The sequence below is a fragment of the Candidatus Microthrix parvicella Bio17-1 genome, assembly GCF_000299415.1.
Lineage (GTDB): Bacteria > Actinomycetota > Acidimicrobiia > Acidimicrobiales > Microtrichaceae > Microthrix > Microthrix parvicella.
The window spans coordinates 1-21801 of the sequence record NZ_AMPG01000001.1 but is presented as its reverse complement, the minus strand read 5'-3'; the positions used below and the strand labels follow the sequence as shown (position 1 = coordinate 21801).

Here is a 21801-nt window from a genome sequence, read left to right as displayed (position 1 = left end):
GATGAGTTCTGGCAGCAACCCATCCAACAGCGCACGCGGCGTCGGATGCAGTACATGATGAACACGCTGATCGACCGCGCCGAATCGGGACGCCTCCCCAAGCGGGCGGTGCGGCTGGGGATCCGAGCTCGTATCGCCCGCCGGGTCTCCCAACTGAACTCCGGCACGATCGAGGACTTCTCGCAACGCCAGCGTGCGCTGATGGCCGAGCGGGCGTCAGGCCCGATCACCACGCATACGGTCGAGGCCAACGAGCAGCACTACGAGGTACCCACCGAGTACTTCCAGGCGGTGCTGGGGCCTCGCCTCAAATACTCCTCCGCGTACTGGCCGGTGGGCATCACAACACTGGGACAGGCCGAGGAGGCAATGCTGGAGCTTTCCTGTGACCGGGCCCGTCTCGCCGACGGCCAGCGGGTGCTCGAGCTGGGATGCGGGTGGGGATCGCTCACCCTGTGGATGGCCGATCGCTATCCGGCCTCGGAGATTGTGGCGGTGTCCAACTCGGCCACCCAGCGGCGGCACATCACCTCCGAGGCAGAGCGGAGGGGACTGAGCAACGTGGTCGTGTTCACGGCAGACGTTGCCGACTTCGAGCCCGAAGGCCACTTTGATCGTGTCGTCTCGGTGGAGATGTTCGAGCACGTGAACAATCATCGGGCGCTGATGGCCAAGGTCGCCCAATGGCTGAAGCCTGACGGCCTGGCGTTCGTGCACATCTTCACCAATCGCAGCGGATCATGGGCCTTCGAGACCACCTCGGAGCGAGATTGGATGGGTCGGTACTTCTTCTCGGGTGGGGTGATGCCCGCCGACGACCTGCTGCTGCACGAACAGCGCGATCTGGTGGTCGAGGACCATTGGCGCCTGGACGGCACGCACTACGCGAAGACCCTGGCCGCATGGCGCGAGACCCACGAGGAACGGCAGGACGAGATCGTTGCGTTGTTCTCATCGCCCGACGCTTACGGCGAGCATGCCGAGCGCTGGTACTGGCGCTGGTGGCTTTTCCATCTGGCCTGCGAGGAACTGTTCGCCTATCGGGGTGGATCGGAGTTCTGGGTATCGCACTACCTGTTCAGCCCACGCTCCTCACCCGCTCGCTGAGCGGCACGACCAACAAACGTGGGTCCGGGGTCGGCGCCCGGGCGAGATTCGGGCGTGGACGCGACGAATCCCCGGCCACCTGGGCGACCGGGGATTCGAGGAGGTTCGTGCGCTGCGCCGGCCCGCAAGGGGCTCAGTGCAGCGACGGGTTCAGGATCGGCTCAGACGGGCCGAACGTTCAGGGCCTCGGGGCCCTTGCGGCCGGGGCCGATCTCGAAATCGACGACCTGACCCTCCTCGAGGGACTTGTAGCCCGCGACGTCGATGTTGGAGTAGTGAACGAAGACGTCCTCGCCGTCTTCACGGGAGATGAAGCCATATCCCTTGTCGGCGTTGAAGAACTTGACGGTGCCCTGTGGCATTCGGTTGCCTTTCTTTGGCGTTGAACCGACCGCTATGCGGACGGGTATTGGATGATGGACGCGACCGAGCGCCGGGCGAACCCGGCATCGACGCGACCGATTGATCGAGACGGACTGGTGCCCACTCGATGCCGGTCAGAGGTGTTGACAGAGGTGACCGGCGCGGACGGAAGTCCAACCCGGGGGAGTAGCGGCATCATATTTTGCGTTTACTCCCAGAGGCGTGGGAACGCCCCCTCACTGCAACTCGCATCGGCGACAACGTTGTCGCCCTTACGTACTGCACTCTCGCCAACGATCCCGACCGTTGGTGGGCGTCTGTTCGACTCCCAGCGACACTCTAACCCCATTTCGATGGCCGGTGCGCGTCATTACATCATTTGTCCTGGTTTCGGGGTCGCGTTGACGGTCGCCACGACCCTGGGCGCTCGCACGCCGTCTGGTTGGGAAACCGGCAAGGTCCCTTCTGTTGCGACAAGATGAACAGGCACCGGGAGGCCAACCCCGGTGTGGTTGGTGTCTGAACGGGAGGGGTCGTCGTGGAGAAGCTGGTGTACTTGGGGTGGGCCTCAGAGGGCTTGGGGCGGGCCTCAGCGGGCATGGCCGGGGACGTGCTTCGAGACCGACTGCTGAGCGAGGTGGTTCCGGCATTGCAGGCGGGGGGAGCGGGGTCCGTGCAGGTGGCCGTGGCGGATGCAGCGGTCGGCGGTGATGGAGTGTTCTCGTTCTCGTCGGAGGGCACCCCGAAGGATGCGGTGGTGTCGTTCTGGCTGGAGGTGTCCGCCGAACGGGCCTGGGCCGAGGCGCTGCTGACGGGTGTGTTCGACGCGATGCACGGCTACCTGGTGTGCGAATCGCGCCCGATCGTGCCCCAAGCGGTGGCCGCTCCCGGCGACCGCAGTGTCGGTGCCAGCCAGATCACCTGTATCGCAGCGCGCCCCGACCTGAGCCACGATGAGTTCATCGCCCGGTGGCAGGGTGCCTTCTGCGATGTGGCAATCGAGTGTCAGCACACGATCGCCTACGTCCGCAATGAGGTGGTGCGGGCGCTGACCGACGGGGCGCCCGACTGGTGGGCGATCGTCGAGGAGAGTTTCCCGGTCGAGGCGATGACCGACCCCGCCGTGTTCTACGACGCTCAGGGCGACCCTGAACTCCTGGCCGCCAATCAGGCCCGACTGTTCGAGTCGGTTGGTGAACTCATCGATTTGGCACGGGTGGATGCCCGCTTCTACTCCGAGTATCGCTTCGAAGGCTGACGGCCCGGTAAAGGCCGGCCGGGAGTGTCGCTCAGCTCTGTTCCTGCCCCATCGTGGCCTCGTGGATGATGCGGGAACGGACGAACTCGCCCAGCGATTTGGCCTGGGTGTCCTGACGCGAGTTCTGGGCAACGCCGCGGCCAAGCAGGCCCACGATGACGAAGTTGACTGCCAGCAGGTTGTCGAACTCGTACCGGTGTACCGCCAGGCCGTCGGTTTCGGCCGGTGCCAACGTCCGCAGCCGGTCGGTGGTGAGCCACTCGCGAAGCCACGACCAGGCCTCGTCACTCCGGGCGAACAGACCGACATTGGCCGAGCCCCCCTTGTCTCCGGATCGTGCACCGATCAGCGACGCCAGGTCGGGCGGTGCAATGCGGGGCGATCGGTCGCTCCCAGCCGCAGCCCCGTCCGATGCGGGTTGTGTCATGGCCGGCCCTGCGTCCGAAACGGGCTGAGACGCTGAGGCCGGTCCGTCGCCAGCGACGCCGACCTCCGGTGAGGTCGCGCCGGGCATCGGCACCTCCCAGGTGCGGTCGCCCAGTGTGACCCGCTGGCTCACCAGCGACGCGGGGATCAGCGCGGGCCAATACACCCCGAAAGCCGATGCGGAACCGGGTGGGGTCGAGGCGTAGAAGCCGGGGATCGACGACAGCGCCAGCTGTGTGGCCGCGCCGGAGAACGACCGACCGGCCTGCTTTTCCTCGTCGTCCCAGACGGTGACCCGCAGCCAGGCGGTGGCCGCCTCGTTGCCGGTGGCGTCGGGGGAGTCGGTGCGAACCAGACGTGTCTCGGTATCGTCGAAGGCGTCGCGGCCACCGGGCACGGTGGCCCACAACTGGTTGGTGACCAACTCGGCCTTTGCCTCGATGTCGAGGCCGCACAGGCCGACCGCCATCGAATTGCGGTACCCGCCGTGGTAGTTGATGGCCACCTTGGCCGTCGGGGGCGCGGGCAGGCCGACCGTGCCGGACAGGCGCACCCGGTCGGGACCCTCCTGGGTCACCACCGTGGTGTCGAAGCGGCTCATCACGTCGGGGTTGGCATAGACCGGCCCGCCGATCTCATACACCAGCTGGCTGGTGACCGTGCCCACGGTGACCCCGCCGGCGGTACCGTCGTGCTTGCCGATCACCGAGGAGCCGTCGGCGGCGATCTCGGCCCAGGGAAACCCGGGAAGGAGCCCCTCGGCCATGCCGGGCAGTTCGGTGAAGAAGCTGTAGTTGCCTCCGGTGGCCTGGGCTCCACACTCGATGACATGGCCGGCTGCAACCGCACCGGCGAGGGCGTCCCAGTCGTCGCGTGCCCAGCCGTGATGCCAGGCTGCCGGGCCCATCACCACCGCTGCATCAGTGACGCGGCCGGTGACCACCACGTCGGCCCCGGCATCGAGCGCCTCGACGATGCCCCAGCAGCCCAGGTAGGCGTTGGCGGTGACCACCCGGTCAACCACGTCGCCCAGCGGCTCGCCGGTGTCGATGTTGGACAACGAGTGTCCGGCAGCGGTCAGCACCTCCAGGCGATCGATGAGGTCGTCGCCGTCGACCACCGCCACCGACACCTCGCGCCCTGCGGCACGGGCCGCTTCGCGAACCGCCTCGGCGCACCCGTGCGGGTCGAGGCCACCGGCGTTGGACACCACCTTGATGCCCCGGTCGAGACAGGTGGTGAGCACCTGATGCATCTGCGCGACAAACGTGCGTGCGTAGCCGCCGTCGGCGCGCCGAGCCTTGGTTCGGCTGAGCACGTACATCGTCAGCTCGGCCAACCAGTCGCCGGTGAGCACGTCGATGTCACCGCCATCCACCATCTCGCGGGCGCCGTCCAGGCGGTCGCCGTAGAAGCCGGAGCAGTTGGCAATTCGGACTGGTTCGGTCGAACCGGGGGTGGCCATCTTGTTCAGTCCTTCTCGAGACTCTGATCGCTGAACAGGTACTTCTTCAACTGCTCGTCCATGACGGGGTCGCGGCGGCGGATCCACTCCAACACCATGGCGGCATGCTCCTTCTCCTCGTCCCGGTTGTGGATGAGGAGGCCCCGAAGCTCCTCGTCGGTGGTCACCTGGACCCGTTGGTTGTACCAGTCGACCGCCTCGAGTTCCTCCATCAGCGACTCGATGGCCCGGTGCATGTCACGGGTCTCGGCGGTGAGTTCCTCGTACGGTTCGTGGTAGCTCTCGCTGCTCATCGTCACACTCCTGTGTGGTCGGTTCGGTGTTGGCTGTGCAGCCAACGGTAACCTCGGCGAGAGCACTCCTCGAACCGTCCGTTCGACGGACTCGTCGGTGCCGCGGCCGACTCCCACAGGTGACCATGTTCGAGACGATGATGTCCCGTGCTCCGGCGTGAGCAGCGACGTTCCCAACTTCGTCCGGGTCGTGCCGGCTCGGGCTGCTGGAAGACCCGGTGGTTGGTTGAAGATCGGTGGCAGAGGAACCGAATTGGTCGACCATCTCAGCGAACCCCACCACGATGGTCGTCACCGACACGATCACGGTGCCACCTTCGGGTTGGTCCTGGTCACCGCTGAGAGACGCCATCGGGCCTGCGTGGGTGCGCCTGACCGACGGCCGGTTGAATCCGTGGCGTGTCGACGCTTCGCTTCGGACACCCCGATCGGTGCTCGATGACCCGTGTGACGTTGCGCAGCGGCGTATTCGGCGACGGCGTGTCGTTGGGTGCCGGAGCGGCGCTGAACGGGCTGTTCGCCTATGGGTTTCTGCTGGTCGGGTCGCGCTCGTTCGGGGTGGCCTTCGCTCCGGTGTCGTCGGTCTGGAGCGTCTGGGCGCTCACCGCTGCGGCGGTGACGGTGCCGACCCATCACTCGGTGTTGCGTCGGGCCGTGAGCCAGGGCCAATCCACTCACCTGCGGTCGCTGCTCGTTCCGGCGATTGGGGCCGGACTCGTCGTGTCGATGGCCACTTGGCCGTTTCGATCGCACCTGTTCTCAACCTGGTCGCTGATCCCCCCGCTGGTGTGTGGGGCGTTGGTGCCGGCGGCCGCGCTGTTGGGGTGGTGGCGGGGCTCGCTCTCCTCGGAGGGACGGTACGGTCGGGTGGGCGTCAACCTCGCCATGGAAGGCGGGGTTCGGCTGGGGACGGCGTTGGTGCTGATTGCGCTGAACGCGCCGCCGGTGGCGCTGGCATTGGCGATCCTGTCCGGCTACCTCCCGACGATGGTCACCTTGGCGGCCTCACGAGCAGGCTGGCGCTCCGAGGTTGCGATCCCCGAGGTTGCGATCCCCGAGGTTGCGATCCCCGAGGTTGAGCTGTTGGAGCGTCCTCAGGCGAACGAACTGACAGATGCGGCGTTCTCCGCCGGGGTGGTCGCCGTTGCGCTGGCCGTACAGGTGGCCCAGACCGTGCCGGTGCTGTCCACGTCGGCCAGAGCGACGCGCGCCGATGTTGTGGGGCTGTTCAACCTGATTGCCATTGGGCGTGTTCCGTTGCTGATTGGCGGCGCGGCCCTGTTTCGGCTCACACACTGGTTGTCTGAGGGCGCTCCCAACGAGCGGGCGCTTCGGGCCAGGTCGATGGTGGGTTGGGCCTCGGCGCCGGTGCTCGTGCTGAGCGCTGGAGCAGGAGCACTTCTGGGACCACCGCTGTTGCCGGTTCTTTTTGGCCCCACGTCGCAGACGTCTTCCACGCTGGCCGCACTGGTTGGGGCCGCGTCGGCTGCGGCGCTGTTGGCCACCGCCGGGGCCGTCGTGTTGGCGGTGCAGCATCAGGGCTGGAGGTTGATGTGGTGGTCGGTGGCATCGGTGGGGGTGGGAGCGACGGTGGCGCTTGGGGTTCCGGCCGACGTTGCCGTACGAGGTGCATCCGGGTACCTGACGGTGACCCTGCTGTTGTTGGCGGGTGCGTTGCTGATCAGTCCCGGGGCACGGGATCTCCCCACGGCAGAGCCCGGTTCAACAGTTCCTCCAGTGGCCGCCGGTGGGGACGGTAATACTCGGCGAGTCGATCCCTGACCCCTTGTGAGACCGGGACGCGATCGGTTGATGCGTTGACCGAGCCGGGCGGGTGCGCTGCCGTGGGGGCGACGCCCAGTTCCCGCAAAAGGGTCGTGCGTGCCGTCTCGCGATGCAGAAGTTCCTCCAGCACCACGACGTGGAGACGATCCCCGAACCGGTCACTCCACGGCAGGAGAAGCTCGGAGTAGCGGCCACGCTGAAGGTAGCGGCGTGGCTGCACGTTGCCGGGGGAGTTGCCGTCATCATTCGTCACGGCATCGCCGTTCGGGGTGTGCTCCGGATCGAGTGCCACCTCGGCGGGGCGGTCCTCCAATCCGTTGAAGGTGGAGAACCGCCAGTTGGAGATCGCCCGCTCCACCGGGTCGCGAATGACCGCCACCACCTCAACATCGCTCAGCTCAGTCCAGATTCGTCCAATGACCTCGGGACGTTCCAGGTACGACGTCGACTTCTCGGCCACCCAGGTGGCGGAGCCGTCATCGCCGGTGTCCTGGGGCGAACAGCGGCGCCACCAGTCGGCGGCGCCGGCGTTGGGGTCGAGGAACACCTTCGGTTCGGGTCGGTACGGTCGGGCAAGGTTGATCTCCGGGTGAGAGTCCAAAAACCGTGCGAGCCATGTTGACCCGCAGCGCTGTCCACCTGGGATGATCAGCGGCCTGGCGCCGGGCACGGTCAACGCCCGACCGTCCGGCTGATCACGTAGGTGGGGGTGCTCGACACCTGCTGCAGCACGCGGACCGTGTACTCGCCGATCATCGACACGATCAGCACCGTCATGCCGTTGGTGAAGGCGAGCGCCACCATCATCGACGCCCAGCCGGGGACCGATGTCCCCGAGATCAGCTTGTGGCCGATGACCCCCACTCCGAGCGCGAAGGCAATGAACGAGGTGGCAAGACCGGCCGCCGAAGCCAGCCTGAGGGGCGCCGGGGAGTAGCTGAAAAGGATGCGGAGCACCAGGCTGAGGATGCGTCGCACCGTGTAGTTGGACTCACCGATCGCCCGGGACTTGTGATGCACCTCCACGTTGGATCGACGGCGGGAAGCCAGCAGGGCCTGCCCGGTGATGTAGGGAAAGGAGGTCTGAGCAGCGGAGATTCGCTGTGCGACGGCACTGGTCATGATGCGAAAGTTGGACACCACCAGGTCGTCGGGCTGACCAAACACGCGCCGGTTGATCTGGCTGATCATGGCGGAGCCCACGCGTCGAAGCCCGCTGGCCTTCTTCGAGTCGAAACGGCCGAACACGACGTCATCGTCTCGTTCGACGATTGCTGCGATCAGCTTGAGCGCCTCGCCTGGTGGGTTCTGACCGTCGTCGTCCATCGTGATCAGGTAGTCACCTGTGGCCTCCCGAAGCCCTGCCAGGTTGGCGTTGTGTTGGCCATAGTTCCTCAGGAGGTCGATGGCCACCACCTCGCCATGTTCGTCCGCCAGTTGTCTGATCACCTCCCAACTGCGGTCGACCGACCCGTCATTGACGCAGACCACTTCCAGGTTCAACCCGGCCTCGTCGAACGTTCTCAAGAGACCCTCAATGACGCTGGCGACCAGGTCTTCGCTGTTGAACACGGGAATGATCACCGAGTAGGTGAACCCGGCGGTTGCCTCCGGAAGGGGCGTCATCTCGTTGACGAGCGCACCGTCGGTGTCGGCACCGGCGCCGCGGGAACCGGCGACGTCCGGCTCGTTCGACGACCCGTCCGTCGACGACGCTGGGCTCACGTCCGCTCCAATGCGTCGATCAGCGCGTCGATCACCCGGTCGGCGTCGGTGCTCGACAGGCGGTTATGGAAGGGCAACCGCAAGAGCTGCGCCGACACCGCGTCGGTGACCGGGCAGTGTGCCGGACGGTCGGCCAACGCCCGCCCGGCGGGGCTGGCATGAAGCGGTTGGTAGTGGAAGGTTGCTCCAATGCCTGCGCTGTGAAGCTGGGCCAGCACCCGATCTCGACGATGTTCGCCCTCGATCAGCAGGTGGAACATGTGCCAGGCCGAGACATCACCGTCGGGCACCTCGGGCAGCGTGACACCGAGCTCCTCTGAGCGTGGGGCGAGCGCGTCCCGATACCGGTGCCACAACAAGCCCCGCAACCCCAGAATCTCTTCGCGGGCCTCCAACTGGCCGACCAGGTAGGCGGCCAGCACGTCTGAGAGCCCAAACGACGAGCCCGTGAGCTGCCACGTGTACTTGTCCACCTGCCCTCGGTCGAAGCGCCGCCGGTCGGTGCCCTTGTGCAACAGAATCTCGGCGTTCTCCAGATGCGAGCGGTCGTTGATCACCAAAGCGCCGCCCTCGCCGCAGATGAAGTTCTTCGTCTCGTGGAAGCTCAGGGTGGACATCGACCCGAAGGTGCCAAGCGCCTTTCCGCCGTGGGCCCCAAACATGCCGTGGGCGTTGTCCTCCACGACCTGAGCGCCAACCCGATCGGCTGCAGCGCAGACCGCCTCGATCGAAGCCTGGCGGCCGGCGTAGTGCACCGGCACCACCGCCTTCACCCGGTGATCGAGCTGTTCGGCCAGGTGGTCGGCATCCATACCCAGGGTGTTGGGGTCGATGTCGATGAAGCGCAGTCGTGCTCCGGTGCGGGCGAACGCCGATGCGGTGCTGGGGAACGTGAAGCTGGGGACTGCCACGACGTCGCCCGGCCCGATCCCCAGTGTCATGGCCGCCAACTCCAATGCTCCGGTGCACGACGTGCACAGCAGCACTGCGGCGCCGTCATGGGCATCGCTCAGGAGCTGCTCGGCGATGCGGCTGAACGGCCCGGCTGCCGCGGTCCAGCCACCGTCCATGGCCTCGGCGACCAACTCCAACTCACGCCCCATCAACGTCGGCCGATTGAACCTGATTGGTGTAGCCGCTGGTGATGGTTGATCGCCGTCGGTCCCCACGGTTGGGAGGTTAGCCGGCGCCCGGTTGCCGGGCCTCAGCCGAAGGGTCCCGATGGCGGGCCCCGCTCCGAGCCCGGACTGTCGGGCTTCACCAGCCGCAACTCAGTTCATCAACACCGACGCGGCTGCAAGCAGCCCCACGATCGCCATCACGGTTCTGAGCAGCCGATCGGGGATGCGGCGACCCAGGAGGGCACCCAGATGCCCACCCACCAGCGCGCCCAGCGCCACTGCGCCGGCGAGGGCCCAACGCACCTCGCCACTGAACGCAAATATGACGGCTGCCAGCAGGTTGGCGGCGGCCGACAGTGCGTTCTTCACCGCGTTGGTGCCCTGCAACTCATCGGGATGCAGCGTGCCCAAGACGGCCAGCATCACGATGCCCAGACCGGCACCGAAGTAGCCGCCGTACACCCCGGCGCCTGCGGTGGCCGCCAGCAAACGGGTGTCGCCGGGGTTGCGGTCCTCGCTGCGTTGTCGGCCCTGGGCTGGGTTGTCGACCTCGCTACTCGCGTCAATCCGGGCTTTGACTCGACGGGCGATCAGCGGCTGAGCCACCAGCAGGGCGGTGGCGCCCAGGATCAGCAGCGGCACGACGGCCTCGAAGATCTGGGGCGGCGCGGCCAAGACGAGCAACGAACCGAAGGCCGCCCCAACGCACACCGCCGGAACCAGGCGTCGGACGATGGCCCACCTTGATGCCAACTCGTTCCGATACCCGTATGACCCGCTGAGGGATCCGAACACCAGGCCTACCGTTGAGGTGGCGTTGGCGGCGACCGGCGGGACGCCGAGCGCCACGAGTGCCGGGAAGGTCACAAGCGTGCCCGAGCCGACCACAACATTGATCATCCCCGCGGCCAGGCCCGCCAATCCGGCCCCGGCCAGATCCCCCCAGCTCACCGGGGCGTGTCGGGGTCGGATTGAGGGGCGCCCGTCGGGTCGGCGGCGAGCGGTGGGGGCGATCGGCGGGCAACGAGTGCGGCGAGGCCGATGCTGAGTGCGTACGCAGCAGCGGCGAAGACGAGGGTCGTCGCGCTCAGATCGGCCAGACCGGCATCGACCCGCCCCACCGACGCGCCCGCCAGCACCAACGCGGCCACCCACGGCACGATTCCGATGGCGGTGCCCGCCAGGAAGGTCCGGCGTGGGATGTGTAGGCCACCGGCCAGCAGGTTCACCGGGTCGAACGGCACCATCAGCAGGCGCATCGTCAGCACGGTGGCAAACCCGGCGTGCTGGATGCGATGGGCCCAACGGCCGACCGGAGGGCGGTTCAGCGTGTCATCGGATGGTCCGACGGTGTGGGCCACCTCGTAGCTGATGGCGGCGGACACCAGTGCGCCCAACATGGCCAACGGAATGCCCAGCCACGGACCAAAGAGCACCCCGGCCGACACGGTCATCAACGATGCGGGGAAGAGCACCAGTGATCTGGCCGCGTAGGCCACCAGAAATGCCGGAGCGGCCCACCAGGACCCGCGGACCAACTCAACGGCATCGGAGAACCACTCCACGGTGCCCTTCCCGCTGCGGGCTATCGCCAGTTGCGCTGCGATGAACAGCGCGGCCACCAGGGCCAGCACGCCCAAACGATGAACCCTGCGCCGCCGGATTGAACCGTCCGTATCGGGCGGTTCGGGCGGTTCGGGCGGTTCGGGCGGTTCGTTCGGCTCGGATGGGCCGTTCATGGTTGCGTCGGGATGGGGCGGCTCACCGAAACGCCGCCCCGGCCAGCCAGCGCTGGAACACCTCCGGGTTGCCGAACACCTCGATGTCCGCCCTGCCGGCTTCCTGAATGCTGTCGCCCTTGTCGCTGTCGCCGGCCTGGCCGCCATCATCACGATCGCCTCCGAGGGTTCGGCGCCCCAGCGCGAGCAGTTCCAACGTTTCCGCAGGTGCCCGAACGGCCACATCACCCTTGCCGTGACCATGTTCGAAACGGTAGCCGGCGGCATCGAACTCGATCATCCATTCGCCCAAACCGTCGGCAAGGTCGGGATCGGTGGCGTGGAGGTGCACCGTGCCCGAACCGACGAACGGCGTTTCAGAAGTCGCAAAGGCGCGAAGGTAAGCCCGGTTCTCCAGGTACTCGTCCAGTCCGTCGATCGCCACCGCCGGCTCGATCCTGAACCCGGTGTTGGTGGCCAGGTGCCCATCGACGGCATGGATCACGGTCTCGTGCGCCATGCGCCGGGCCCAGAACGAGACACGTTGGTCGACGCCCCACGACCACATTGCGTCAGTCGGTTGGGCGGCGCGCAGTTCGGCGATCAACTGGGCGGCGCCATCGCAGAACCATGCGGTCCACGCGCTTTGGTCTGCCTCGCTACCGGGCTGGTTGATGGCGACCGTGTCGTGGTCTGGCGGGCTGCTGATGCGAAGTCGCACCAACCCGGTCACATGTCGGTGCACCCGACCCGTGTGACGCAGCAGCTTGGACAGGTCCCAACCTGGGCAGGTGGGTACCGGCGTGGAGGGGGGGTGGCTCTCGGCGCTGTCGGCGAGGGCCTCGGCCCACCGCTCGACGGTGCTGATGGCATCGTCGTAGCTCAGAACAGGAGCCGAGATTGATCCGCTGGACGAAGAAGCGATGCTCATGGCTCCAGTGTGCCCGACGGCCACATGCTGGGGCTGGCTACTTGGAGTGGTTGCATCGCGTTGCGCTCGGGCAGGTGGCAGGTGGCCGATGGGGAGGTTGCCCGCTGGGATAGTGCACCTGGCCTGCTCAGTGGTGGGTCATGCCACCGTCGACCACCAGCACCTGACCGGTCATAAACGACGACGCGTCCGAGGCCAGGAAGGCGGCAGCGGGCACCATCTCAGCCGGCTCGGCCATGCGTTTGATCAGTTGGGCGTCCACCATCGCCTGCTGGATTGGCTCGGGGTTGTTTTTCACCATGTCGGTGGCCACGGTGCCCGGTGCGAGGGCGTTCACCCGGATGTGGTCGGCGGCCAGTTCGGTGGCCATCGACCTGGTCATCGAGGCCATGGCCGACTTGGCCGCGAGGTACATCGACATCCATCCGCCTCCGGTGTAGATCCCGGCGGACACCACGTTGATGACGGCAGGGTGGGTCGAGGCCCGGAGGTGGGGGAGTGCCTCCTGGATTAGAAACACCGGACCTCGCAGGTTGGTGGCGAAGGACTTCTCCCAGGCCTCCGGCGTGATGGCGCCCACTGGTTGCGCCAGTGCGTTGGCGGCGTTGTTGACCACGATGTCCACCCCGCCGAACTCCTTCACGGTCGCTTGAACCAGGGCCGCACCGTCCTCCAACCTCCCGAGGTGGGCGGATACGCCGATGGCCCTGCCCACGGCCCTTGAACCTCCGGCGGTTCTGGCCGCTGCGGTGTTGATGGTTGCGGCGGCCGAGTCGCAGGCGTCCGCCTTGCGGCCGGCGATCACCACGTTGGCGCCCAGTGCGGCAAATCCCTGGGCGATCGCCCGGCCGATTCCCCGGCTGCCGCCGGTGACGATGGCGGTGCGGCCGGTCAGATCAAAACGGTCGAGCAGTGCAGAGCGGTCGAGAAGTGCAGAGTGGTCCATCCGTCCATTGTGCGCCGCGGCGACGGGCGTCTGCTCACCCGACGGTTGGGGATGTCGAACGCGGGCGCGGCGACGGTGGCGCCCGAGGTTGCTCGAGTGCCCAACGTAGGGTTCTGGCGTGACAACGAGGCTGGGCATCGCCGCCACTGTGATGCGCCTGTTCGCAGCGGTGATCGTGGCTACCTCATGTGTCGGCGGTCGTTCGACCGAGTTGCCTGAGCAGGCAGGACGGGCGACGGGGATGCGACTGGGTGCCCGCCCGTCGGCAACCGACGTGTGTCCGCCTGAGGACCGGCCGGTTGAGGTCCCAGTCGGTGGGGTCACCCGCCGTGCGGTCGTTCGGGTGCCCGATGATGCCGTGGCGCCGTTGCCGGCCGTCGTGTTGGTTCATGGCTTTGCGGCTCAGGCCGATGAGTTCGTCGTCAGCTCCGGGGTCGGCGCGCAGGCTGATGAAGCCGGGGTGATGGTGATCGCACCTCAAGGCCGGGGTGACCCGTCCGGGTGGGGCGTACTGGCCGACTTTGATGCCGATGACGCGTTCCTCACCAAGCTGTTGGACAGCTTGATCAACTCGGGGTGCATCGACCGTCACCGCGTCGCGATGGGCGGCCACAGTGCCGGTTCGGCCTTCGCCGCCTTCTTTGGATGCGCCCACCCCGACAGGTTCAACGCGCTGGTACTCAACGCCGGTCTGCCGCCCCCGATCTGCGTGCGGGGCACACCCAATCTGGTGGTGACACACGGCGTTGACGATCCGGTCGTTCCCTATGGCGGCGGTGAACAGCGGGTGGGCGATGCCACGGTCAAGTTGGACTCCGTGCCCGACTCGGTGCAGCGGTGGGCTGATCAAGCCGGGTGCGCCGCCGACCCGGCGGTCAAGGTCGCCTCGAAGGGCGCCGATCCGGGCGAAGGTGGGCCGGTGACCTGGACCCGATGGCGAGGCTGTGTCGGCGGTGACGGCAACCCGGCCGGTACCCGTCGCGTGAGCGTTGGATTGGCGGCGCTTGCGGGCTGGAGCCACGCCTGGCCGGGTTCCGTCACCGAGTCGGGTGCGTCGTCGGGGCTGGATGATGGCTGCGTGCTGATCATCGCGGCACGTACAGGCGCACCACCGGTCAACCCGGCCGACGCGTGTCCCTGACCCACCGGGAACATCCGCCTGGTCGAGGACTCATCCCGTCAAGATCTGATCAAGCCTGCTGTGGGGTGCTGTACGTGTCGGACCGCGTTCGGTGTGACCACCACGCCATTGCGACCCCGGGATTTCGAATGGGCCGAACGGTCGCCGTGAGGCGACGTAGATTGGCCCGGTGCATCGGCTGATGGTGATCGGGGCGTCGGGACACGCCCGGTGTGTGATCGATGCGGCCCGGGCCGGTTCGACCGGCGAGGTTGTGGCCGTTGCCGACGACGACGTCGTTCCGACGGCACGCGAGGTCTTGGGCGTGCCGGTGGTTGGCGGCTCTGATTCGGTCGGTGAATGGTGGAGCGAGGGGCGGATCGACGGGGTGGTCGTCGGTATCGGCGATAACGACACCCGTATGGTGGTCGTCGAGCGTCTGCTGGCCATCGAACCGTCCTTGAGGTTCTCCACCGTGGCGCACCCGACGGCCTCGATCGCCGCCTCAGCCCGCCTGGGCGACGGTGCCGTCGTGCTGGCCGGTGCCTCGGTTGGGCCGCAGGCGTCGGTGGGAGCGCACGCGCTGTTGGGGGCGCAGGCGAACCTCGATCACGACACGGTTTTGAGCGAGGGGGCGAGCCTTGGACCCGGTGCGCTGATCGGTGGGGCGGCGAGGATCGGGTGCGCTTCGGTGGTTGGAATTGGTGCCGTCGTGCGGCACGGGCTGACCATCGGCAACCATTCGGTGCTGGGTGCCGGGGCGGTGCTCACCCGAGATTTACCCGATGGCGTGGTGGCCTGGGGAGCGCCCGCCCGCATTCAACGATCTCGGGAGCCGGGCGAGCGCTACCTCTGAACCCCGCGATCCATACGCCCGCTTCCTCAGCGCCAAGCCTGGGGAATCTGGCACGATGGGGTTGACGACCTGGGGGGAACCGTTGAGCGGGATTGAGCAACCGACGGCCATTGAGATTTCCGATGGCGTTCGCAAGGGCGAGTTGTCGGCCCGTGAGGTGGTCGACGACTACCTGGGACGGATCGATGCGGGCAACGGGGCGCTGAACGCCTTCGTGCACGTCGATGCCGCCGGGGCGCGGGATCAGGCCGACCGGGTGGACGCCCGGGTGGCGGCGGGGGAGGACCCCGGACCGTTCGCCGGCGTTCCCTTCGGGGTCAAAGACCTGGAGCATTGCGCCGGCATGCCGACGTCCCACGGGTCGACGGTGTACGCCGGTCGAGGGCCGGTGGCGGCCGATTCCATCCACGTCGCCCGGTTGCGCGCCGCCGGCGGTGTCCCGGTGGGCAAGACGGCGGCGCCCGAGTTCGGCACGCTGAGCTTCACCCGCACCCTCGCGTTTGGGGTCACCACCAGCCCGTGGGGTGAGGGGCGCACGCCGGGCGGTTCCAGCGGGGGGTCGGCCGCTGCAGTCGCGGCGGGGTTGGTGCCGGTGTCCACCGCGTCGGATGGGGGAGGCTCCACCCGAATCCCGGCATCGTTCGCGGGGTTGGTGGGCATGAAACCCAGCCACGGGCGCATCCCGATCGAGGGCCCGAGCGGATCGCAGACAGCGGTGGCCGGGCTGTTGACCACCACGGTGGCCGAGGCGGCCCGACACCTTGACGTCACTGCGGGGCCCGATGCTCGCGACCGGCTGTCGCTTCCCTCGACCGACCTGAACTACTGCAATCTGATCGAGACCCTGGAGACCGCCGGGCTGCGGGCCCGCTGGTCGCCCGACCTGGGCTTCGGGGTGACCGATCCCGAGGTCGAGTCCCTCTGCCGCTCGGCGGCCGAGGAGTTGGCCGATGCTGCGGGTCTGGCGGTGGACGAGGGTGTCGTCGACCTGGGGGATCCGGTGCGGCTGTGGTTTCAGGCGGGTGCAGCGGATCTGTGGTTGAGCCTGGAGCCGGGCATGTGGCCGCAGTTGGCCGACGACTTCACCCCGTTTGTGCGCCGAGGCCTGGAGATGACCGAGGAGCTGGCGATGCCCCGCTACGCCGACACCCTGCGGTTGCGCGAGGACCTGCAGGACCACATGGCCGCCCTGTTCGACGAGGTGGATGTGGTGTTGTGTCCCACCACGGCGGTGGCGGCGTTTGCCGACAAGGGGCCGCCTCCCTCGGTGATCGCCGGGCAGGAACTGGGCATGGGCATGGCAACCCCGTACACGATGCCCGCCAACCTGTGTTGGAATCCGGCCGTCTCGGTGCCGGCCGGGCTCACGGGCGACGGCCTGCCGGTGGGCCTCCAGATCGTCACCCAGCGTCACCGAGACGAGGTGCCGTTGCGCCTGGCCCGCATCCTGGAGCAGGTCCGACCCTGGCCTCGCCACGCCCCGGGCGCCGGAGCGTCGTCCTGAGCAGTCGTGGCGGTCGTTGTTCGTGATGAATGCCAGACTCGAACCATGAAGGATGCGGACGGTCTCTACGGCGATTTCACTGGGTTCGGGGTGGACCGGCCGGCCGACGGGGTGCTGCGCCTCACGCTCGACGCGCCGGGCCTCAACGCGGTCGACGCCGACGCTCACCGCAGCCTGGCTGACGTGTGGCGGGTGATCGACCGCGATCCGGACACCCGGGTGGCGCTGATCCGCGGCGCAGGCAAAGGGTTTTCCGCCGGGGGAAGCTTCGAACTGCTCGACGAGATCATGGCCGATCGTGCGGCCCGCACCCGGGTGTTGAACGAGGCGCGCGACCTGGTGTGGGGCATCATCGACTGCTCCAAGCCGGTGGTGTCGGCAATTCACGGCCCTGCGGTTGGCGCCGGTTTGGTGGCGGCGCTGCTGGCCGACGTGTCGGTTGCGGCGCGCAGCGCAAAGATCATCGACGGTCACACCCGCCTGGGGGTGGCGGCCGGCGACCATGCGGCGGTGGCGTGGCCGCTGCTGTGCGGCATGGCCAAGGCCAAGTACCACCTGCTGACCAACCGTCCGCTCAGCGGCGAGGAGGCCGAGCGCATTGGGCTGGTGTCGCTGTGCGTCGACGACGACGCCGTGCAGGACGAGGCGATGAGCATCGCCACCGACCTGGCCGCCGGATCGGCCGAGGCGATCGCCTTCACCAAGCACACGCTCAACCACCACTACCGCTCGGCCGGCCCCGCATTCGACGCCTCGCTGTACGCCGAGTTCTACGGCTTCGGTGGCCCGGACGCCCGCGAGGGGCTGGCCTCCCACCGCGAGAAGCGATCGCCCAACTTCGGGGGTTGAGGGGCGTGCGTCTGGTTGCCGTTCGCTCTGGAAGGGTGGTGCGATGAGCTCACAGCGATCCAACCCGGTGCCGGTGCGCCGGGAGCCGCCCCGGTTTCGCCGGGCGACCGTGCGCCGCACCGAGGATCTGTCACCCCGCATGCGAAGGTTCGTCCTCGCCGGTCCCGAGCTCGACGGGATGGTGATCGACGAACCGGCGGCGTCGGTGCGCCTGCTGTTGCCGCGCTCGGACGGCCGGCTGGAGCTGCCGAGCTGGACCGGCAACCAGTTCGAGCTGTCCGACGGATCCCGTGCCCCGATTCGCACGTTCACGCCCCGGGGTCACGACGCCGAGGCCGACGAGCTGACGATCGATGTCGTCGCCCACGGCGATGGTGCCGCGGCCGGCTGGGCCGCCTCGGCCACTCCCGGCGACGAGGTTGCCATCTCCGGACCGGGCCGGGGGTATGCCATCGATGTGAACGCTGCGTCCTACCTGCTGGCCGGCGACGAGACCGCCATCCCGGCCATCGACCAACTGCTTGAGGCGATGCCGCCCGAACTGACGGTCACCGTTCGGATCGAGCTGACCGAGCCGGAGGCCCGCCTGAAGCTGCACGCCGGTCCGGCGACGTCGGTCCGCTGGCTCAACCTGCCGGATGGTTCGCCACCGGGAACAGCGATGATCGAGGCGATCGAGAACCTACGGGTCATGCCGGAGGTGGTCTGGGTGGCCGGCGAGGCGGCGGCGATGCAGCGGATCCGCACCCACCTGTTCGACGAGCGCAACCTGACCCGATCCCAGGCGACGGTGCGGGGCTACTGGAAGCTGGGCCGCTCGGCGACCTGAGCCGAGGACGAGCCGACTTCGGGTCGCGAACGCACGGCGTGCTGTGAGTTGAGCCCGTTTGGCAGCCGACCCCTCTGGGTACGGTCCACGATGCCAAGGAAACCCGGCAGATGATCTCGGTCCCCAACGTCACGATCAACGACCGAGCGCACATCCCGCAGCTCGGGTTTGGGGTGATCCAGATCGATCCGGTCGACACGAAGGAAGCAACGCTCACGGCGTTGAACGCCGGGTATCGCCACATCGACACGGCCCAGACGTACGGCAACGAGATGCAGGTGGGTGAGGCGTTGCGGGCCTTCGAGGGGGAAAGCTCGGAGGTGTTGGTCACCAGCAAGCTCAACAGGTGCTCGACGACGCCACGCTGATCGGGATCGGCGAGGCGCACGACAAGACCGCAGCCCAGGTGGCGCTGCGCCGGCACATCCAGCGGGGAGACATCATCTTCCCCAAGTCGACCACGGCCAGCGGGGTCGAGGAGAACTTCAACATCTTCGACTTCGAGCTGACCGACGACGAGATGGCACGGGTGACCGGGCTGGACCGAGGTCAGCGCAACGGACCCAACCCGGACGAGTTCAACATGATCTCGTTGCGAATATGATCCATTGAGTGTCAGCCCCTCCTCTCCGCTACCGGCGCGCCCACGGCATGGTGTTCCGTGCCCTGCATGGTCGGGCATGGGTTGGCGCCTCGGGGCACGACACGGTGGGCATTGAGGGGTCGGCCCTCTTCGTCTGGCTGGTACTCGACGAGATGGGCTCGGTTGACGAGATGACCGAGCGGATCCGGGAGATCTGGCCCGAGCTGGGCGAGGTCCGGACCGACGAGGTGCAGGCAGCCGTCGACTCGCTGGTCGACGCGCAGCTGATCGAGTCGGTTGCGGACGCCGTCGTTCCGGCCGGGTCGCCATGACCGCAACGGTCGCTTCGCCCGAGACCGCGTTGCACGCGATCGCCGCCTGGGGGCTTCCGGGCGCGTCGGGCATCGAGCTTCCTCCGGAAAGCGACGAGCCGGGGTTTGCCGGGCGGCTGCAACAGACGCGGCTGACCGGGCCACTGCTGGCCGCCGCTGCGTCCGGCGACGTCGAGTTGTCGCCGGAGCTCGAGGCCGACCTGGTGGAGCGCCAGCACGGCGCGCTGCTGTGGTGCATCCAGCTGGAGGTTCGCCTGTTGGAGGTGCGGGAGGCGTTCGATGCGGCGGGTGGCGTCGAGCACCTGGTGATCAAGGGCCCGGCGATCGCCCACCTGGACGCGCTCGATCCGTCGGTGCGTACGTTCGCTGACGTCGACCTGCTGGTGGCGGCCCACGACATCGATCGGGCCGTCGCGGTGCTCACCGCGATGGGAGGCACGCTGCCGTGGGCCGAGCGGCGCAACGGCTTCGATCGACGGTTCGCCAAATCGGTCACCCCGACGCTTCCCGACGGCGTCGAGTTCGACCTGCACCGAACGCCGGCCGACGGGGTCTTCGGGCATCGCATCCCGCTCGACCGGCTCTTCGCTGATCCGGATCATTTCGAGATCGGCGGGGTGAGCTTCGGGGCGCTGAGCTCGAAGCACCGCCTGTTGCACTCGGCCTATCACCTGCTTTTGGGGTCGCCTCAGCCGGCGCTGATGAACCTGCGGGACCTGGCCGGTTACCTGGCCAACGGCGAACTCGGGCCGGACGTGGTCGTGCCCGAGGCGGAGCTGTGGCGCGGCGGCGCCGTGCTGGCGATGGCGGTCGACCTGGTCGCCGATCGACTCGGCGTCAAGGTTCCGGCGTGGGTGAAGTGGCGGGCCGGTTACCGGTTGGACCCCGACGAGGTTGTGATGGTTGAGCGACATCGGCGGGAGGGCTCCAGCCTGGGTCGGGCCAAGCTGGACGTGGCCCGGGAGATGTCACTGCGGGATCGGGCCGCGTACCTCACCGCCCTCGCCTGGCCGTCCAAGGCCCACCTGGAGGACAGATCGCTGCGGCGCCGGGACGCCCTGGCGTCACTGATCGGCGTCGTCAGGCCAGGACCCCGCTGATCTGTGAGGGCCCCACGCCGAAAGCATGAGCGGAGGTTCTACGTCGAGTACACGTCACGACGATGGGCGATGCGCAGAACGAACACCGAATGCGTCGACTGATCGATGCGGTACACGGTTCGGTACGTGCCTCGTCGGGCGCTTCGACAGCCCCTTCGAGCTCGCCGTGCAGCGGGCCCCCGACCCGTTGCTGATTGTCGGACAGCGGACCGTTGATGAAGTCGATCGCCGCAACTGCAACCGCCGCGGGGAGCCGCTCTCCTAGTGCCCGTGCCGCAGGCCGCGAAAACACGACGTTGTAGCTGCCCTCGGTCACCTTGGGCGGAGGCCAGCGATGGCGTCGGCTCCAGCGACGACATCGCCATCGAGGATCGACTGCTCGGCTTCCGCCAGCTCTTCCCGGGCACCGGGCTCCGACAGGATGGTGAGCGTTTCCTCCATCGAATCGAGGTCTTCGGGGCTGATGAGTACGGCTGCGGGCTCACCGTTTTTGGTGATCGTCACCCGTTCATGATGCTGCTGCACCCGTCCGATGAAATCAGAGAAGTTGTTGCGGACGGATCGCACCGACTCAGTCGTCATGACGCAATTGAGTCACGTGGTATGGGGCCGGTCAGTGCGGTCAACGTCTGCGGAACGTGATGGCTTCGGACACTGCGGGTCAGTTGGGCCCGAACACCGAGAGCGCAGCGAGAATGCTGGTGGCAGCGACGATCGCTGTGAGGACCACGGCATGCATCCGCCGACCCGACTCTGCCAGGTCGGCACGAAAGTTGGCCACGGTTGCGTCGAAGCGAAGGTCCATGCTTTCCTCGACCTTGTCGCATTGAAGGTCCATGCGCTCTTCAAACTGGTCAAACTGCAGGTCCACGCGTTCCCCCAGATGGTCGAGGTCGCGTTTGGTGGCGACGTCGACCCAGCCCACCCGGTGGGAGCAGTTCCATCATTGTGGTGGCTCCTCGTGCATCCAGTGCTCCTTCGAGCTGTTGGTAGGGATGGTATCGGTCGTCCTCGGTCATCGTCATCGGCTTGACCTGTCTTCAGGCAGCGATGTGCGTCGGTCTGGGGTAGGTTGCTGAGCGTCGCGGTGGAGGGCGACTGGGTCGTGTGTCGATTCTGGGACCGTCGGAAGTTGTCACGATCGTCAGGTGGTGTTCGTGCACCAGGTGGTGATGCCTGGAGCATTATGCCGACCACCGGATTATGCCGACTGGGTTGACGTTGGCGGTGTGATGCGGGGTTTTCGGTGGGTTTGGTCGGCATAATCAGATGCCCTCGAGGAAGGCGATGAGTTCGTCGGGTGGTTGGTAGCGGCCGGGTTTGGCGCCGATGGGGTGGTGCGGTCGATGGCTTTTTGTTTGAGGGTCATGTCGGCGTGCTATGCCGACATCGGCATAGCACGCACTATGCCGACACCGCGACTATGCCGACCTTTCGGTGGGTGGCTGGTGGTGGCGTGTTGTCCAGGTGTGTGTGGTCGGCATAGTTAC

General features: G+C 67.4%; 23 protein-coding genes and 1 pseudogene. 11 read left to right on the top strand and 13 right to left on the bottom strand.

The window, feature by feature from the left end:
- The first annotated feature begins 57 nt into the window (after positions 1–57).
- Positions 58–1107, top strand: coding sequence for an SAM-dependent methyltransferase (locus MPARV_RS0100135; protein WP_031276837.1), 1050 nt, complete (start codon positions 58–60; stop codon positions 1105–1107).
- A gap of 161 nt (positions 1108–1268) precedes the next feature.
- Here the strand turns inward: MPARV_RS0100135 and MPARV_RS0100130 are convergent, their stop codons facing one another.
- Complete coding sequence (locus MPARV_RS0100130; protein WP_012226668.1) at positions 1269–1469, bottom strand: cold-shock protein; 201 nt, start codon at positions 1467–1469, stop codon at positions 1269–1271.
- Between the two features lie 539 nt (positions 1470–2008).
- Here MPARV_RS0100130 and MPARV_RS0100125 point away from each other — a divergent pair.
- The gene (locus tag MPARV_RS0100125) at positions 2009–2728 is read left to right on the top strand and encodes an EthD domain-containing protein (protein ID WP_020376794.1); all 720 of its coding nucleotides are present in this window, start codon (positions 2009–2011) and stop codon (positions 2726–2728) included.
- A gap of 31 nt (positions 2729–2759) precedes the next feature.
- On the opposite strand, the gene MPARV_RS0100120 is transcribed toward MPARV_RS0100125, so the two are convergent.
- Together MPARV_RS0100120 and MPARV_RS0100115 are read right to left on the bottom strand one after the other, a co-directional pair.
- Complete coding sequence (locus tag MPARV_RS0100120) at positions 2760–4619, bottom strand: acyclic terpene utilization AtuA family protein (RefSeq protein WP_020376793.1); 1860 nt, start codon at positions 4617–4619, stop codon at positions 2760–2762.
- A gap of 5 nt (positions 4620–4624) precedes the next feature.
- Positions 4625–4912, bottom strand: a complete 288-nt coding sequence (locus tag MPARV_RS0100115; protein ID WP_012226662.1) for an encapsulin-associated ferritin-like protein — start codon at positions 4910–4912, stop codon at positions 4625–4627.
- A 438-nt stretch (positions 4913–5350) separates the two neighbouring features.
- Between MPARV_RS0100115 and MPARV_RS24070 the strand changes: the two genes are divergently transcribed.
- The gene (locus tag MPARV_RS24070; protein ID WP_020376790.1) at positions 5351–6694 is read left to right on the top strand and encodes a hypothetical protein; all 1344 of its coding nucleotides are present in this window, start codon (positions 5351–5353) and stop codon (positions 6692–6694) included.
- Here MPARV_RS24070 and MPARV_RS24450 read toward each other — a convergent pair.
- From MPARV_RS24450 to MPARV_RS0100070, 7 genes are all read right to left on the bottom strand, one after another.
- Entirely contained in the window at positions 6594–7373 is a 780-nt protein-coding gene (locus MPARV_RS24450) for a sulfotransferase family protein (protein WP_155852428.1), read from the bottom strand. The two genes, MPARV_RS24070 and MPARV_RS24450, sit on opposite strands and share 101 nt — an antisense overlap.
- Positions 7370–8422 (bottom strand): glycosyltransferase family 2 protein, encoded by a 1053-nt coding sequence (locus tag MPARV_RS0100095; RefSeq protein ID WP_020376788.1) that lies wholly within the window; start codon positions 8420–8422, stop codon positions 7370–7372. The genes MPARV_RS24450 and MPARV_RS0100095 overlap by 4 nt, the downstream gene beginning before the upstream one ends.
- The gene (rffA, locus tag MPARV_RS0100090) at positions 8419–9591 is read right to left on the bottom strand and encodes a dTDP-4-amino-4,6-dideoxygalactose transaminase (protein ID WP_157789387.1); all 1173 of its coding nucleotides are present in this window, start codon (positions 9589–9591) and stop codon (positions 8419–8421) included. Before rffA ends, MPARV_RS0100095 begins: the two co-directional genes overlap by 4 nt.
- Positions 9592–9693: 102 nt before the next feature.
- The gene (locus MPARV_RS0100085; protein ID WP_020376786.1) at positions 9694–10494 is read right to left on the bottom strand and encodes a sulfite exporter TauE/SafE family protein; all 801 of its coding nucleotides are present in this window, start codon (positions 10492–10494) and stop codon (positions 9694–9696) included.
- A complete protein-coding gene (locus MPARV_RS0100080) occupies positions 10491–11282 on the bottom strand; it encodes a TVP38/TMEM64 family protein (RefSeq protein ID WP_020376785.1) in 792 nt (263 codons plus the stop codon). The genes MPARV_RS0100085 and MPARV_RS0100080 overlap by 4 nt, the downstream gene beginning before the upstream one ends.
- A gap of 22 nt (positions 11283–11304) precedes the next feature.
- Entirely contained in the window at positions 11305–12192 is an 888-nt protein-coding gene (locus MPARV_RS0100075; RefSeq protein WP_020376784.1) for a maleylpyruvate isomerase family mycothiol-dependent enzyme, read from the bottom strand.
- A 127-nt stretch (positions 12193–12319) separates the two neighbouring features.
- On the bottom strand, positions 12320–13138 hold the full coding sequence (locus tag MPARV_RS0100070; RefSeq protein WP_020376783.1) for an SDR family NAD(P)-dependent oxidoreductase: 819 nt from the start codon (positions 13136–13138) through the stop codon (positions 12320–12322).
- Positions 13139–13256: 118 nt separating this feature from the next.
- On the opposite strand from MPARV_RS0100070, the gene MPARV_RS0100065 reads away from it, so the two are divergent.
- From MPARV_RS0100065 to MPARV_RS0100025, 8 genes and pseudogenes are all read left to right on the top strand, one after another.
- A complete protein-coding gene (locus tag MPARV_RS0100065) occupies positions 13257–14279 on the top strand; it encodes a CE1 family esterase (protein WP_031276833.1) in 1023 nt (340 codons plus the stop codon).
- A 169-nt stretch (positions 14280–14448) separates the two neighbouring features.
- Positions 14449–15114 carry a NeuD/PglB/VioB family sugar acetyltransferase gene (locus MPARV_RS0100060; protein WP_012226639.1) on the top strand — a complete coding sequence of 222 codons (666 nt, stop codon included), beginning with the start codon at positions 14449–14451 and terminating at the stop codon, positions 15112–15114.
- Between the two features lie 82 nt (positions 15115–15196).
- Positions 15197–16618, top strand: a complete 1422-nt coding sequence (locus MPARV_RS0100055) for an amidase (RefSeq protein WP_051011853.1) — start codon at positions 15197–15199, stop codon at positions 16616–16618.
- A 45-nt stretch (positions 16619–16663) separates the two neighbouring features.
- On the top strand, positions 16664–17467 hold the full coding sequence (locus MPARV_RS0100050) for an enoyl-CoA hydratase/isomerase family protein (RefSeq protein WP_020376779.1): 804 nt from the start codon (positions 16664–16666) through the stop codon (positions 17465–17467).
- A gap of 43 nt (positions 17468–17510) precedes the next feature.
- Positions 17511–18296: a siderophore-interacting protein gene (locus tag MPARV_RS20525; RefSeq protein ID WP_020376778.1), complete on the top strand. Its 786-nt coding sequence runs from the start codon at positions 17511–17513 to the stop codon at positions 18294–18296.
- A 110-nt stretch (positions 18297–18406) separates the two neighbouring features.
- Positions 18407–18900 (top strand): annotated as a pseudogene (locus MPARV_RS25905) (aldo/keto reductase).
- An 8-nt stretch (positions 18901–18908) separates the two neighbouring features.
- Positions 18909–19211 carry a hypothetical protein gene (locus MPARV_RS0100030; RefSeq protein ID WP_020376775.1) on the top strand — a complete coding sequence of 101 codons (303 nt, stop codon included), beginning with the start codon at positions 18909–18911 and terminating at the stop codon, positions 19209–19211.
- A complete protein-coding gene (locus MPARV_RS0100025; RefSeq protein ID WP_020376774.1) occupies positions 19208–20311 on the top strand; it encodes a nucleotidyltransferase family protein in 1104 nt (367 codons plus the stop codon). The genes MPARV_RS0100030 and MPARV_RS0100025 overlap by 4 nt, the downstream gene beginning before the upstream one ends.
- 38 nt (positions 20312–20349) lie before the next feature.
- Here MPARV_RS0100025 and MPARV_RS25900 read toward each other — a convergent pair whose 3' ends face one another.
- The 3 genes from MPARV_RS25900 to MPARV_RS0100010 form a co-directional block, all read right to left on the bottom strand.
- Entirely contained in the window at positions 20350–20670 is a 321-nt protein-coding gene (locus MPARV_RS25900; RefSeq protein ID WP_202948792.1) for a type II toxin-antitoxin system RelE family toxin, read from the bottom strand.
- Positions 20624–20893, bottom strand: a complete 270-nt coding sequence (locus MPARV_RS0100015; protein WP_020376773.1) for a type II toxin-antitoxin system Phd/YefM family antitoxin — start codon at positions 20891–20893, stop codon at positions 20624–20626. The genes MPARV_RS25900 and MPARV_RS0100015 overlap by 47 nt, the downstream gene beginning before the upstream one ends.
- Before the next feature lie 79 nt (positions 20894–20972).
- Positions 20973–21236, bottom strand: a complete 264-nt coding sequence (locus MPARV_RS0100010) for a hypothetical protein (RefSeq protein WP_020376772.1) — start codon at positions 21234–21236, stop codon at positions 20973–20975.
- Positions 21237–21801 lie beyond the last annotated feature (565 nt).

What these genes read in the sequence shown, in the direction of transcription:
- MPARV_RS0100135 (WP_031276837.1), top strand. Translation starts at nt 58, where the DNA reads ATGAACACGCTGATCGACCGCGCCGAATCGGGACGCCTCCCCAAGCGG.
- MPARV_RS0100130 (WP_012226668.1), bottom strand. Translation starts at nt 1,469, where the DNA reads ATGCCACAGGGCACCGTCAAGTTCTTCAACGCCGACAAGGGATATGGC.
- MPARV_RS0100120 (WP_020376793.1), bottom strand. Translation starts at nt 4,619, where the DNA reads ATGGCCACCCCCGGTTCGACCGAACCAGTCCGAATTGCCAACTGCTCC.
- MPARV_RS0100115 (WP_012226662.1), bottom strand. Translation starts at nt 4,912, where the DNA reads ATGAGCAGCGAGAGCTACCACGAACCGTACGAGGAACTCACCGCCGAG.
- MPARV_RS24070 (WP_020376790.1), top strand. Translation starts at nt 5,351, where the DNA reads ATGACCCGTGTGACGTTGCGCAGCGGCGTATTCGGCGACGGCGTGTCG.
- MPARV_RS0100080 (WP_020376785.1), bottom strand. Translation starts at nt 11,282, where the DNA reads ATGAACGGCCCATCCGAGCCGAACGAACCGCCCGAACCGCCCGAACCG.
- MPARV_RS0100075 (WP_020376784.1), bottom strand. Translation starts at nt 12,192, where the DNA reads ATGAGCATCGCTTCTTCGTCCAGCGGATCAATCTCGGCTCCTGTTCTG.
- MPARV_RS0100070 (WP_020376783.1), bottom strand. Translation starts at nt 13,138, where the DNA reads ATGGACCACTCTGCACTTCTCGACCGCTCTGCACTGCTCGACCGTTTT.
- MPARV_RS0100050 (WP_020376779.1), top strand. Translation starts at nt 16,664, where the DNA reads ATGAAGGATGCGGACGGTCTCTACGGCGATTTCACTGGGTTCGGGGTG.
- MPARV_RS20525 (WP_020376778.1), top strand. Translation starts at nt 17,511, where the DNA reads ATGAGCTCACAGCGATCCAACCCGGTGCCGGTGCGCCGGGAGCCGCCC.
- MPARV_RS0100025 (WP_020376774.1), top strand. Translation starts at nt 19,208, where the DNA reads ATGACCGCAACGGTCGCTTCGCCCGAGACCGCGTTGCACGCGATCGCC.
- MPARV_RS25900 (WP_202948792.1), bottom strand. Translation starts at nt 20,670, where the DNA reads ATGTCGTCGCTGGAGCCGACGCCATCGCTGGCCTCCGCCCAAGGTGAC.
- MPARV_RS0100015 (WP_020376773.1), bottom strand. Translation starts at nt 20,893, where the DNA reads ATGACGACTGAGTCGGTGCGATCCGTCCGCAACAACTTCTCTGATTTC.